The sequence below is a fragment of the Agrobacterium sp. genome (genome assembly GCF_032092815.1).
Lineage (GTDB): Bacteria > Pseudomonadota > Alphaproteobacteria > Rhizobiales > Rhizobiaceae > Agrobacterium.
On sequence record NZ_DAMDBP010000017.1, the window covers coordinates 67,497 to 81,372 of the forward strand.

The following is a 13,876-nucleotide window of genomic DNA, read 5'->3' on the forward strand; positions in this document are numbered from 1 at the left end:
GGCAGCTTGGTCTGAAATAATCGAATTGAAGTCACTGATCGACGCGTAACGTGCCGCACGTACCTTGCTGAACTTGCTGCTATCCACCACCAGATGTTTTTGCACCGATCGTTGCATGACCATCTGCTTGATCGGGACCTCGTGGAAATGCGAGCAGGTCACGCCGTGCTGTTCGTCCACGCCACCGGCCGACAGAAACGCCTTGTTGATGTTGATGCGTTTCAGAACCTCAATGCCTTCATCACCGGAAAACGAAGCAGCTTCCGGGTGGTAGACACCGCCCAGCATGATCAGGCGAACATCATTTCGTCTTGCCAGTTCCTCTGCCACGTTAAGCGAATAACAAATCACGGTCAGGTGCGCATTGGCCGGAATCTGCCGTGCCAGATGCGGGGTTGTCGTGCCGCAATCGATAAAGACCGTATCGTAGGGTTCAATCAGCACTGCTGCTGGCGAACAGGCGCGCGCTTTGGCGCTGGCGTGGCTATCCTTTTCCTGATCCAGCACGTAATCGCTGACAACGGCTCCGTCCTGAATGGGCAGGATATAACCGCCCAGGCAGCTTAGCTGCTCGCTATCGGTCGCAATGTCGCGACGAATGGTGATTTCGGACACGCCAAGCCGGGAGGCCGCATCGCGCAGTCGCAATACGCCTGTTTCCTGAACCAGAAGGGCCAGAGCATCCATCCTGGCATTGCGTGCACTTGTTCTGCTCACCGTATCTCCGTTTGGGTTCGTCCCATCTGCGCTTCATATTGTGATGTTACTTTCTTAGCAATTACCCTTTGCTGAGCTTGACAAGGGAACATCAAACATGAAACGATCGAAACATAATGATCGGATTGTAACATTATAATTCGCATTATCGGGAGAGGAAAACAACAGGTTTCTGGGTCACGTGGTGATCCCTGGGTCAAGCATGATCCATCGGTACAGGGCATGGGAAGCCTTTTCCGCAGGAGTGAGGAGGCGTCAGGCGCGCGACAGGCGATTGCCGACGTTAGAGATTGAACATTTAAGGGTGCAGCAGTCGGTTACGGCGCTGGCCTGTTGAGCTTCAAAGGGAGGAGTTGTCAGTGAATAAAATTTTCGCAACCATCGCGCTTGCCGCCACGCTTTCGGCGTCGGCTGTTTTTGCGCAAAGCGCCGTCGATACGTCCAAGGTCAACAAGGAGTTGATCACCTCGGCGAGCGGCAAGAAATACACCATCGCCACCGTTGTGAAGGTGGATGGTATCGCCTGGTTCGACCGCATGCGCGAAGGTGTTGAACAGTTCAAGGGCGACACTGAAAATGACGTTTGGATGGTTGGCCCAAGTCAGGCCGATGCTGCAGCCCAGGTGCAGATCATCGAAAACCTCATTGCGCAGGGCGTTGACGCCATCACCGTCGTGCCGTTCTCGGTAGAAGCCGTTGAGCCGGTGCTCAAGAAGGCCCGCGATCGCGGTATCGTTGTCATCAGCCACGAAGCATCCAACATCAAGAATGTCGATTTCGATATCGAGGCTTTTGACAACAAGGCTTACGGCGCCAACCTGATGAAGGAACTTGGCAAGTCGATGGGCGGCAAGGGCAAATATGTTGCCACTGTCGGCGGTCTGACCTCCAAGTCGCAGATGGAATGGGTTGATGGTGCCATCGAGTACCAGAAGGCCAACTTCCCTGAGATGTCGCTGGTGACCGAGCGTCTGGAAACCTATGATGACGCCAACACCGACTACAACAAGCTCAAGGAAGCAATGACCACCTATCCGGATATCACCGGTATTCTGGGGGCGCCAATGCCGACATCGGCAGGTGCTGGTCGTCTGATCGCTGAAGGTGGTCTGTCGGGCAAGGTGTTTTTTGCAGGCACGGGTCTGGTTTCCGTTGCTGGCGAATATCTCAAGGACGACAACATCCAGTACATCCAGTTCTGGGACCCAGCCGTTGCTGGTTATGCCATGAACATGCTGGCCGTTGCGGTTCTTGAAAAGAAGAACGACCAGATCAAGGCCGGTCTCAATCTCGGTCTGCCAGGTTACGAAAGCCTGCTGGTTCCTGATGCCACCAATCCACACCTGCTGTACGGCGCAGGCTGGGTCGGTGTGACCAAGGACAACATGGATCAGTACGACTTCTGATCTCAATCGCGGAGGGAGGGGCAACCCTCTCTCCCTTTCAATCCGCGTTTCCAGCCTTGTACGAGGCCATTATGACTGAAAATCTGATCGAACTGCGCCATATCGGCAAGCGGTTTGGCGGGGTGAGGGCGCTCGACGATGTGTCGCTCAGCATCCGGCCGGGAGAAATCCATTGCCTTGCCGGTGAAAACGGCTCCGGTAAATCCACTGTCATCAAGATCATGTCGGGGGTTTACACACCCGAAGACGGCGAGATCCTGATTGACGGAAAACCTGTCGGCAAGCTCGATCCGGTCAAGTCCGTTCACCATGGCATTCAGGTGATCTATCAGGATTTCTCGTTGTTCGGGAACCTGACCGTGGCCGAAAACCTGTCGATCAACACCTTCCTGATGGAAGGCCGCAAGACGGTGGACTGGCGGCGTGTGCGCCACCTGGCGCAAGAGGCGCTGGATCGCCTTGGCGTGACCATCGATCTCGACGCCGAGGTGGAAAGCCTGCCAACATCAGGAAAGCAGATCGTGGCGATTGCCCGTGCTTTGATGGCTGACGCCCGTCTGATCATCATGGATGAGCCGACCACGGCTTTGACGCGCCACGAGGTCGACGCGCTGTTCAAGATCGTGCGGGATATTCAGGCGCAGGGCATCGCCGTGCTGTTCGTCAGCCACAAGATGCGTGAAATGCTTGAAATCAGTGAACGCCTGACGGTGTTTCGCAACGGCAAGAAGGTTGCCGAGGGCCCAATTTCAGAATTTGACGAGCCGGCAATCACCCGCGCCATGACAGGCCAGGACCTTGCTGCCCACAGCTATCACTGGGTACCGCAAGCGGGAGCAGATACGCCGGCGCTGGACGTCCAAAATCTCTCCGTTCCTGGGGCAGTGGAAAATGCAAATCTGACCCTCCGGCCGGGTGAAATCGTCGGGATTTCCGGCCTGATCGGCTCGGGCCGTACCGAACTTGCGCTTGCTTTGTTTGGCATGCGGCCTGATTTTACCGGGTCCGTGCGTGTCGCAGGTCGTGAGGTTCATCCCCGCACCGTGCAGGATGGCATTGCCGGCGGCATTGCCTATGTGCCGGAAGACCGACTGACCGAGGGCCTGTTCCTGACCCAGTCGATCGAACGCAATATCATTGTCACATCAATCGACAAATTTGTTCGCGGGTTGTTCATCAACCGCAAGAAGGCCGATGACACGACCCGCGAGATGTTTTCAGCCATGCAGATCGTTGCGCCAGGACCGCATACGCCGGTCAACCACCTCTCCGGCGGCAATGCGCAACGCGTGGTTCTTGCCCGCTGGTTGCTGACCGGTGCCAAGGTGCTGATCCTCAACGGTCCGACGGTTGGCGTCGATGTCGGCTCCAAGGCACAGATCCACAACATCATCCGCAATCTCGCCGAAAAAGAGGGGCTGGCCGTGCTGATGATTTCCGATGACGTGCCTGAACTCGTGCAGAACTGCAACCGCGTGCTGGTCATGCACCGGGGCCGTTTTGTGGGTGAATTGTCGGGAGACACCATGACTGAAGACGCCGTCAATGACCGGCTCAAGACGCTGAATTGAGGGGTCAAACACCATGAAATTCGTCAAAAGCACAGAATTTATCATCGCCTGCGTTCTGCTCGCAGCCATGGTCATCATCGGCCTCATCAACCCGGCCTTCTGGTCACTCGACAACATCTTTGGTCTGCTGCGTTCCAATGTCGTCATCGGCATCATGGCGCTTGGTGTGCTCTTGGTGATGATCTCGGGCGGTATCGACGTGTCGTTCACGGCCTTTGCCATTGCCGCGATGTATCTGACCGTGCGCGCCATGGTCTATCTCGGTTATGATGGCGTTCTCATTCCCTTTATCGCTGCGACATTGATCGGTCTGGTGCTCGGCGCATTCAACGGCTTCATCATTCACCGCTTCAAGATGATCCCGCTGATTGTGACCTTGGGCACCGGTTCGATCGTGCGTGGCCTGGTTCTCGGCGTTGTTGGCACCAGCATCGTCAATATCAACAAGATGCCGAAGGAACTGATCGGCTTTGGCAAGACCGACGTGATTTCGCTGACCTCGGCCACCGGTTCGACCTTCGGTCTGACGGCGATGTTCCTCGTCTATCTTGGGCTGGCCTTGGTCATTCACCTCATCCTCACCTACACGATGATGGGGCGCAGCGTATATGCCTATGGCGGTTCGCCTGAGGCGGCAAAACGTGTCGGGTTCAACACCGGTGCAACCATCTTCTTTGTCTACTGCGTTGCTGGCGCGCTGGCGGGGTTTTCGGGCCTGCTGCACTCCTCGATGATCTGGCTTGCAAACCCGCGTGACTTCGTTGGTCTGGAACTGGATGTGATCGCGGCCGTGGTTCTCGGTGGCGCGTCGATCTTTGGTGGTCGCGGTACGGTTCTCGGCACCTTGATGGGCGTGTTCATGCTGGTGATGGTCAAGAACTCACTGATCATCATGAAGGTAGACACCACCTGGCAGAAGGTCGTCGTCGGCCTGATCATCATCGTCGCCACCGCCATCACCGCATGGCGTGATCGTAAAAGCATAGCGTGACGGGAGAGCGCATCATGAAAAATTCGTTCGACATGCGCCGGCTTCTCGGCAACGACAACAACATCATTCAGCTGCTTGTCATCACCGTCATCGTCTTTGCGCTGATGACGTGGATGAACCCCAACAAGTTCCTGAACTACTACAATTTTGAGTCCATCAGCTACATCATGCCGGAACTGGGGATCCTCTCCATCGCCATGATGATTGCCATGCTGACAGGCGGCATTGACCTGTCGGTGGTTGGCATTGCCAATCTCGCGGGCATCATTGCCGGTGTCTATTTCCACTCCACCATGGTTCAGGCAGGCCAGTCTTCCACCTCCAGCATGATATTCTACACGGCCCTTGGCATTCTGCTTGCCATGGCGGTTGGTCTGGTGGCCGGCCTGGTCAATGGCCTGCTGGTTGCCAAACTGCGTATCACCCCGATCCTGGCGACCCTTGGCACCGGCCAGGTGCTGATGGGACTGGCACTCGTCATGACCGGTGGTCCGGCCATTGTCGGTTTTCCCGATGCATGGAACTGGATTGGTAATGGCAAGATCCTTGGCATCGCTACACCCTTCATCCTGTTCATCGTGGTCTGCCTGATTGTCGCTGTGCTGCTGACGCGCTCGACGCTTGGCATCAATCTCATGCTGATCGGCACCAACCCGCGTGCAGCGGTATTTGCCGGGATCCGCAAGGATCGCATGATGCTCTATTCCTACATGCTGACCGGTGTGTTGGCATCTTTGGCGGGCATCATCCTGTCCGGTCGCACCAATGCGGCGAAGTCCGATTACGGCGCATCCTACCTGTTGCAGGCGGTGTTGATCGCGGTTCTTGGTGGCACCAATCCGGCTGGCGGCAAAGGGCGCGTCCTTGGCATTGCCATTGCCCTGATTGCACTGATGCTGCTTTCCTCCGGCTTCCAGATGATGCGGTTCTCCAACCATCTCATCGATTTCATCTGGGGCGCATTCCTCATCATCGTCATCGCCATCAATGCATGGCGCAACCCCGGCAGGTGATCCCATGCAGGCGACAGAATTTCATCTCCGCAAGCAGGACTTCACCGAGGTCCCGCATCTGCTGGCTGCTGCCGACGGGCTGAAGGTTACGACCTTTCGTTACGCCAGCGGTATCGAAGCGCTACAGTTGGAAAACCGCCACGGTCGCATCGTCATCCTGCCTTTCATGGGGCAGATGGTCTGGAGCGTGGAATTCAATGGCGTCGATCTGACCATGGGAAGCCGTTTTGCCATGCCGCGACCGGCCGGTTCGATCGTCGAGACCTATGGCTGTTTTGCGTTTCACAGCGGCATGCTGCGCAACGGTTGCCCGTCACCGCAGGACAATCATGCCCTGCATGGTGAAATGCCCTGTGCGTTGATGGACAAGGCCGGTTTCGTGATCGGTCATGATGATCGAGGCGCTTATGTCAGGGGCACCGGTGAATATGAATATGTCATGGGGTTTGGCGCCAATTATCTGGCCCGCCCCAGTGTAACGCTGCATGCCGACGATACGCTTTTCGACATGGTCATGGACATCCAGAACCTGTCATCGGCACCCATGGACCTCATGTATATGTGTCATGTGAACTTTGCCTATGCCGAAGGTGCACGGATCGTTCAACCGGTGCCTTACACGCCGGAGCAGGTGAAGGTGCGCACCGCCGTGCCGGGCCACGTCACACCCAATCCGGATTATATGGCGCTTCTCGATACGCTGGCAAAACAGCCCTCCGCCATGGAAGTGCTGGACGAGCCGCAACGCTACGATCCCGAGCAGGTGTTTTATATCAACGGTCTGCCAGCTGATGCAGAGGGGCATACCCATCTGATGATGCAGCGACGTGAGGGTGATGGTTTTGCCATCTCCTATCCGCTTGCCGCCTTCCCGAAGACGGTCCGTTGGGTTCTCGTCAACGGCGATTCACAGGTGGCGGCATTTGCGCTGCCGTCGACCTGCGAACCCGAGGGTTATCTGGCGGAAAAAGCCAAAAACAACGTGCAAATCCTCTCGCCGGGCGAACGTAAGATGTTCCCCGTGCGGCTCGGTTATCTCGACCGTGCCGCCGCCGATCAGTTCGGCGCCAGGATAGGCACTCTTTGAAACAGCATATTCAGGGACGTTCATCATGAGCAAGAAAATCGGGGTCGTTGGCTCCAACATGGTCGACCTCATCACCTATGTGGACCGCATGCCAGGTCCAGGCGAAACGCTCGAAGCGCCAACCTTTGAAATGGGGTGTGGTGGCAAGGGCGCCAATCAGGCGGTTGCTGCGGCCCGCCTCGGCGCTGACGTGATGATGGTGACGCGGGTTGGCGATGATGTTTTTGCCGACAACACCATTCGCAATCTGAAAAGTTTTGGCGTCGATACCCGCCATGTCGGCAAGGTCGAAGGCAAGTCCAGCGGCGTTGCACCCATTTTCGTGGAGCAATCCGGCGAAAACTCGATCCTGATCGTCAAGGGCGCCAATGCCGATCTTCTGCCAGCGGAAGTCGACAAGGCGGCCAATGACCTGAAGCAATGCGGCCTCATCCTCATGCAGATGGAAGTGCCCGTCGAGACCGTGTACCACACCATTGCTTTTGCGGCTGAAAACGGCATTGAAACAATTCTCAACCCGGCACCTGCTGCTGCCAATCTTGATCCGGAGCGCATTCGTCAGGTGACGTTCCTTGTGCCGAATGAAAGCGAGCTGGCCCTGCTTTCCGGCCTGCCAACAGACACTGATGACGACATTGTCAAAGCTGCCCGTTCATTGATTGCGCGTGGTATCCGCACCGTGATGCTGGGCGGACGCGGCGCACGCATGATCACCGCCACCGAAATCGTCAATATCGAACCCGTCAAGGTCACGCCAAAAGACACCACCGGTGCAGGCGATGCATTTATCGGCTCCTTTGCCCGCTTTTATGCCGAAACGGGCGATGTCGTATCCTCACTGAAGAAGGCGTCGCTGTACGCGGCCCACTCCATCACCCGTCCCGGAACACAGAAGGCCTATGCCAGCATCGAAGAGTTCGAGGCATTTTGCCGCGAACATGGCGCAGCCTGACCCAAAGAATGGACAGAACATGAGCGAAACATTTCCCAGAAACAATGGCACGGCGCTCAAACCGGAATGGTTTGAAGATGTATCGGTCAATCGCAGTGCCTCTGAACGGCGCGCAGCAACCATAACGGCCCGTCGATCCATCAAAAAGGAATATCAGGTTGCATGGCAGATCAAGGCCATCACCTGCATCGACCTGACGACCTTGTCCGGCGATGATACTGCCGGACGTGTCCGCCGCCTGTGTGCAAAAGCACGGCGACCGGTGCGTGACGATATTCTTGAGGCGCTCGGCCTTGCCGATGCTGGCATCACGACGGGTGCTGTCTGTGTTTATCCGACCATGGTTGCCCATGCCGTCAAGGCACTGGAAGGCACCAATATTCCCGTTGCGTCAGTAGCGACAGGTTTTCCGTCCGGTCTTACACCGCTGCCGCAACGCCTTGCTGAAATCCGCTATGCGGTGGAGCAGGGTGCGAAGGAAATCGATATCGTCATTACCCGCGAATTTGTTCTGACGCAGAACTGGGCAGCACTTTATGACGAGATTGCCGCGATGCGCGAAGCCTGTGGCGATGCCCATATGAAAGCCATTCTGGCCACCGGTGATCTCAATACGCTTACCAATGTCTATCGTGCATCCATGGTGGCCATGCAGGCGGGTTCTGATTTCATCAAGACCTCCACCGGCAAGGAAGAGGTCAATGCGACGCTGCCGGTCAGCCTGACCATGGTGCGCGCGCTGCGCGACTACGGCGAACTCTCCGGCCAGATGGTCGGTTTCAAACCTGCGGGCGGGCTGAAGACGGCAAAGGACGCTTTGTCCTGGCTGACGCTGATGAAGGAAGAACTTGGCAATCGCTGGCTGGAACCTGACCTGTTCCGCATCGGTGCAAGCTCGATGCTCGGTGATATCGAGCGGCAGCTCGAACATTTTGTAACCGGCCGCTACTCCAGCGCTCATCATCACGCTGCCGCATAAGGACTGAAAAAATGGTATCCATTAAGGACATTTTGCAAACCATGGAATATGGACCTTCTCCTGAGGCCAACGGCGATGTGAAGCAGTGGCTCGACAAGCACGGCCGCACGTTCGGTCACTATATTAACGGCCGGTTCGTGTCTCCCGAAGGCCGTAAGGTGATTGCCGTATCGAACCCTGCCAATGGTGAAAGCCTGGCGGAGATCATCTGCGGCAATGACGAAGACGTCGATCAGGCGGTCAAGGCTGCCAGAGCCGCCTTCGGCAAGTGGTCGAAACTGTCCGGCCATGAGCGTGCCCGTTATCTCTACGCGATTGCCCGTCATGTTCAAAAGCGCGAACGTTTCTTGTCGGTGCTGGAAACCATGGACAATGGCAAGCCGGTTCGCGAAACCCGCGACATCGATATCCCGCTTGTTGCCCGCCACTTCTACCATCACGCCGGTTGGGCAGAGATGGTCGAAGACGAGTTCCGTGGCTTCTCACCGGTTGGCGTTTGCGGTCAGGTCATTCCGTGGAATTTCCCGCTGTTGATGCTGGCATGGAAGATTGCGCCCGCACTGGCCGCCGGCAACACCGTTGTGCTGAAACCTGCCGACCTGACGCCGTTGACAGCGGTTGCTTTTGCCGAAATCTGCCATGAGGTCGGTCTTCCAGCCGGTGTTGTCAATATTGTTCAGGGCGATGGTTCAACCGGTGCCGCAGTTTGCGGCCACCCGGGTGTCGACAAGGTCGCCTTCACCGGTTCGACCCAGGTCGGTCGGGTCATCCGGGAACAGATTGCCGGTTCGGGCAAAAAACTGTCGCTGGAACTGGGCGGCAAGTCGCCATTCATCGTCTTTGAAGATGCGGATCTCGATGCTGCGGTTGAAGGTGTGGTTGATGCCATCTGGTTCAACCAGGGTGAGGTCTGCTGCGCCGGTTCCCGCCTGCTGGTGCAGGAAGGCATTGCCGAGACATTTTACGCTCGCCTGAAAAAGCGGCTTGAAACGCTGCGCGTTGGTGACCCGCTCGACAAGTCGACGGATGTCGGCGCCATTGTTTCCGCCACGCAGGTCAAGCGCATCACCGATCTGGTTCGCAAGGGCGTGGATGAAGGGGGCGAACTCTGGCAGAGCAAGAACCCGCTGCCAGCGAAGGGCAATTATATCGCCCCCGGCTTCTTCACCGATGTCGATCAGGCCTCGACCGTGTGCCAGGTGGAAATCTTTGGCCCGATTGCAGCCGCCACCACCTTCCGCACACCGGATGAAGCGGTGTCTCTGGCCAACAACACCCGTTATGGCCTTGCCGCCTCGATCTGGTCGGAAAACATCAATGTCGCGCTTGATCTGGCCGCCCGTGTGAAGGCAGGCGTGGTGTGGATCAACTGCACCAACATGCTGGATGCCGGTGCTGGTTTTGGTGGTTACCGTGAAAGCGGCTTCGGTCGCGAAGGTGCGCGTGAGGGTCTCTACGAATATCTCGCTGCCGATTGGGAAAAGAGCCTGCCGGTTGCCAAGGCCCTTGAAGCTTTCACACCATCTGCCTTGCCTTCAGGTGATACAAAGACGGCGATCGATGGTCTCGACCGCACCATGAAGAACTATATCGGCGGCAAGCAGGCCCGTCCGGACGGTGGCTACAGCTACTCCGTGACAGGCAAGGGCGGTGTCGTGATTGGTATGGCGGGTATCGGCAACCGCAAGGATATCCGCAACGCCGTGGAAGCCGCCTCCAAGGCAACAAGCTGGAGTTCTGCCACCGCCCATAACCGTGCGCAGGTTCTCTATTATCTCGCAGAAAACCTTGATGCACGGCGCGCGGAATTCATTGCACGCATCGTTGAAAGCACCGGGGTCAGCGAAAAGAAGGCAACGGAGGAGTTCGAGGCATCCCTGCGTCGTATTTCCTATTACGCTGCGCAGGCCGACAAGTTTGATGGCGCCGTGCATTCGACCAAATCGCGTCACGTCACGCTCGCCATGAATGAGCCATGGGGCATTGTTGGTGTCGTTTGCCCTGACGAGGCGCCGCTTCTGTCACTGGTATCGCTGGTGCTGCCGGCAATCGCCATGGGTAACCGCGTTGTTGTCATCCCGTCGTCGCGACATCCACTGATCGCCGGTGATTTCTATCAGGTGCTGGACACATCGGATGTGCCCGGCGGCGTGATCAACATCGTCACCGGCGAACGTGATGTGCTGGCCAAGACACTGGCTGAACATGATGAGGTGGCAGCCGTCTGGTACTTCGGTTCGGGCGAGGGCAGTGCGATGGTCGAAAAGGCATCGGCCGGTAACCTCAAGGCAACCTGGGTCAATAATGGCCGCCAGCCGGATTGGCAAAATCGCGCCGAAGCGCAGGGTCGTGACTATCTGCGCCGGGCCGTTCAGGTGAAAAACATCTGGGTGCCATACGGAGCCTGACCGGCATTGCCGGGACGGTGAACATCATACGCGCGAATTTGCGGGGCCGCACCGGCCCCGCATGTTTTTGAAGGTGAGCGATCATTCTGCTGCCTTGCAAAACATAAGTCTCCGTCCTATTTGACAGGCATACTGTCGAGCATAGTGCTTGGCACGTAAGCGTTAACGTCACTCAACGCGCATGATCAAACGGGCTTTCCCGGTTCTGATCTGCGCGACCGTGTCCTGCAGATCGATCCGTCGGCCCTCTGAAAGGACATAAATTGCCAACCGACGTATTTGCTCCTGCACCAAAAATCGAACGCATCCGCCATGAGTTGAAGCGGCGCGACCTTGTGGTTGTCGCCAAGCAACATGTGACGCCTGCCATGCTGCGGATAACCCTGAGCGGTGAAGCTGCGGCTGACTTTGTCAGCCTCGCGCCCGATGACCACATCAAGATTTTCATCCCGGCAGAGACTGGCGACATCGAGCGCCGGGATTACACGCCAAGATCCTACAATCCCGCCACACGAACGATCGTCATCGACTTTGCCCTGCATGAGGCAGGTCCGGCAACCCTATGGGCACTTGAAGCACAGGTGGGCGATACGCTTTCCATCGGCGGCCCCAAAGGCTCTGCTGTCGTCTCACCCGATATTGCCCATTGGTTGCTGATTGGAGATGAAACGGCGCTGCCAGCCATTGGGCGTCGTATCGAAGAGGCACGTGCGGGCCAGAACATCACGGCGCTGATTGCAGTGACCGGACCAGACGAACAGCAGGATTTCGTGTCGCAGGCCAATCTCGACATTCATTGGGCGCACAGGCCGCTTTCCGATGCCGCCAATGCTGAGCCACTGCTTCAGAAACTGCAGGATATCGAAATCCTGCCGGAAACCTTCGTCTGGATCGCGGCTGAAGCCATGGTGACACGGGAACTGCGTCGTTACCTCCTGGAACAGCGGGCTCACCCACTATCCTGGACAAAAGCTGCCGGTTACTGGGTCAAGGGCAAGGCGGATTCCCACGAAAAATTTGAATGACATCGTGAGATAAGGGCGACCTTTATTGCTCTCTTGCAGGGACCTCGCCTGCAAGAGGCAGGTCGGCCAAGATTGCGACGCGCTTCTGTTGTCGAAGAGGCACATTGCCTGCGCGTGTTCTTTGCACGCTCCCGTCATGCTGTAGCGATGTAGGCTGGACGATCTGGCGTACATCGCTCATCGTTTCGGCTGATATTCCTGTCGGTTCGTTTCGATCATGTGCAAGGCTTGTTTCATGCGGCGATGGCGGTACTTGGCAACAACGACGAGACGATGTCGAGCAGATGGGCGAGGTATGACGCGTTTTCGCTGTCATCCTGGGACGCCTCGAATTCTGTCAGTTCCACACCGACAATCTGGTCGCGTGGGATGGCCTGCAATATGTCGCGCAGGGTGGCGGGCAGCAGGCCGTCAGCGATGGCATAGGCTGCCGGTACGAAGCCCGGTTCCAGGACATCCCAATCAATGTGAATCCAGATCGGTGCCTTGCCAATCATCTGCCTGATTGTCTGCGGTTGCGTCTGTGCAGGTGACAGAACCTGAACGCCCGCTTCCTGCAGGTGTTCTGCCTCCAGCGTATCGATGTCACGTGCCCCGGCGATCAGCACCTGTGCCGGTCTGATGCCCTTGCCAAGGCCACTGTCCCAGCGGCCGCAGGCCGCGGCAAGTACCATGCCCCCGAGATAACCGCTTGCTGTCGTGTCTGGCGTGTTGAAATCGCCATGAGCATCGATCCACAGAACCACCGCATCAGGATGGTGTTCTGCCAGGACAGGCAGCGTGGCAAGACTTGCAGAGCAGGTGTTGGCCACGATCAATGGTCTGTTACCACGCGCGAAAATGGCGATTGTCGCTTTTTGCAGAGCATCAAGTGTCCTGCGGGCGGCCGGAAGACTGTCAGTCCAGTCGTCACAGCTGGGCGGCGATGGTGTGCCGACAATAAGCGGGATCAGTCCGGTTTTGTGCTGAATGGCGCCGGCGGCCAACTCCGCCCCTTTGATGGCACCTGCACTTCGGTCTGCGACACGGCCCTGCGAAACAACAAATTCAAATGACAAACCAGACTCCCGGTGGTTGGATGATCGCCTCGTCAATTCTCCAGCGGAATTGCCAAATGGCGGTCATGGACGTTATGTCTATCTGGATATATCGCTGGTAACGATAATTGCAATCACTGGTTTCCACGCAATGAAAGGGGTCACAACATGACGACGGACACTGTCCATCTTTTCTCCTACGGGACACTGCAGTTGGAGAGTGTGCAACTGTCGTCTTTCGGACGTTTGCTAACAGGGCATCCCGACACGATGCCGGGCTTCCGCAAGGAGATGGTTGAAATTACCGATCCGGACGTTCTTGAAAAGAGCGGCGAAAAATTCCACCCGATCGTCATTCCCTCAAATGACCCTCAAGACACTGTATCCGGAACCGTCTTCCGGATGACCGAGGCAGAGCTTGCAGCGGCCGACGATTACGAAGTCGCTGACTACAAGCGCATTGAGGTGGTACTGGCCTCAGGGATCAGCGCCTGGGTTTACGTCAAGGCGTGACCCTTGCTGTCATGACCCGCCGGTCCAATTTGTTGTAAGTTGAGTTCACGTCGCTGCCGGTTAATCTCCCCTGAACAGCCAGGGAAAAGGGTTGAATCGGCAGCGATGAGCACGATGCGGCGGCCGACCTTGCTCATCACCAAATTCCAAGCCGCCGTTTCAAAACCAGGATCGCGA

12 protein-coding genes are annotated in these 13,876 nt (G+C 57.0%); 10 read left to right on the plus strand and 2 right to left on the minus strand.

Features of this window, described 5'->3' with window-relative positions; genetic code table 11:
* On the minus strand, positions 1 to 687 hold a 687-nt coding region (locus tag RT613_RS12550), incomplete at its 3' end, for a DeoR/GlpR family DNA-binding transcription regulator (protein ID WP_409558818.1).
* Positions 688 to 1,076: 389 nt separating this feature from the next.
* Between RT613_RS12550 and RT613_RS12555 the strand changes: the two genes are divergently transcribed.
* From RT613_RS12555 to RT613_RS12595, 9 genes are all read left to right on the plus strand, one after another.
* Positions 1,077 to 2,123 carry an autoinducer 2 ABC transporter substrate-binding protein gene (locus RT613_RS12555; protein WP_313615796.1) on the plus strand — a complete coding sequence of 349 codons (1,047 nt, stop codon included), beginning with the start codon at positions 1,077 to 1,079 and terminating at the stop codon, positions 2,121 to 2,123.
* Between the two features lie 71 nt (positions 2,124 to 2,194).
* Positions 2,195 to 3,694, plus strand: a complete 1,500-nt coding sequence (locus RT613_RS12560) for a sugar ABC transporter ATP-binding protein (RefSeq protein WP_313615798.1) — start codon at positions 2,195 to 2,197, stop codon at positions 3,692 to 3,694.
* A gap of 13 nt (positions 3,695 to 3,707) precedes the next feature.
* Positions 3,708 to 4,685 carry an ABC transporter permease gene (locus RT613_RS12565; protein WP_313615799.1) on the plus strand — a complete coding sequence of 326 codons (978 nt, stop codon included), beginning with the start codon at positions 3,708 to 3,710 and terminating at the stop codon, positions 4,683 to 4,685.
* Between the two features lie 14 nt (positions 4,686 to 4,699).
* Entirely contained in the window at positions 4,700 to 5,698 is a 999-nt protein-coding gene (locus RT613_RS12570) for an ABC transporter permease (RefSeq protein ID WP_313615800.1), read from the plus strand.
* 4 nt (positions 5,699 to 5,702) lie between these two features.
* On the plus strand, positions 5,703 to 6,785 hold the full coding sequence (locus RT613_RS12575) for an aldose 1-epimerase family protein (RefSeq protein ID WP_313615801.1): 1,083 nt from the start codon (positions 5,703 to 5,705) through the stop codon (positions 6,783 to 6,785).
* A gap of 25 nt (positions 6,786 to 6,810) precedes the next feature.
* Positions 6,811 to 7,737 carry a ribokinase gene (gene rbsK / locus RT613_RS12580; RefSeq protein WP_313615803.1) on the plus strand — a complete coding sequence of 309 codons (927 nt, stop codon included), beginning with the start codon at positions 6,811 to 6,813 and terminating at the stop codon, positions 7,735 to 7,737.
* Positions 7,738 to 7,756: 19 nt separating this feature from the next.
* Positions 7,757 to 8,716 (plus strand): deoxyribose-phosphate aldolase, encoded by a 960-nt coding sequence (deoC, locus tag RT613_RS12585; RefSeq protein WP_313615805.1) that lies wholly within the window; start codon positions 7,757 to 7,759, stop codon positions 8,714 to 8,716.
* An 11-nt stretch (positions 8,717 to 8,727) separates the two neighbouring features.
* Positions 8,728 to 11,124 carry an aldehyde dehydrogenase family protein gene (locus tag RT613_RS12590; RefSeq protein WP_313615807.1) on the plus strand — a complete coding sequence of 799 codons (2,397 nt, stop codon included), beginning with the start codon at positions 8,728 to 8,730 and terminating at the stop codon, positions 11,122 to 11,124.
* Positions 11,125 to 11,387: 263 nt separating this feature from the next.
* Complete coding sequence (locus tag RT613_RS12595; protein ID WP_313615808.1) at positions 11,388 to 12,149, plus strand: siderophore-interacting protein; 762 nt, start codon at positions 11,388 to 11,390, stop codon at positions 12,147 to 12,149.
* Positions 12,150 to 12,382: 233 nt separating this feature from the next.
* On the opposite strand, the gene RT613_RS12600 is transcribed toward RT613_RS12595, so the two are convergent.
* Complete coding sequence (locus tag RT613_RS12600; RefSeq protein ID WP_313615809.1) at positions 12,383 to 13,207, minus strand: arginase family protein; 825 nt, start codon at positions 13,205 to 13,207, stop codon at positions 12,383 to 12,385.
* A gap of 147 nt (positions 13,208 to 13,354) precedes the next feature.
* Here RT613_RS12600 and RT613_RS12605 point away from each other — a divergent pair, with 147 nt between their 5' ends.
* On the plus strand, positions 13,355 to 13,699 hold the full coding sequence (locus RT613_RS12605) for a gamma-glutamylcyclotransferase family protein (protein WP_313615811.1): 345 nt from the start codon (positions 13,355 to 13,357) through the stop codon (positions 13,697 to 13,699).
* Positions 13,700 to 13,876: the final 177 nt, after the last annotated feature.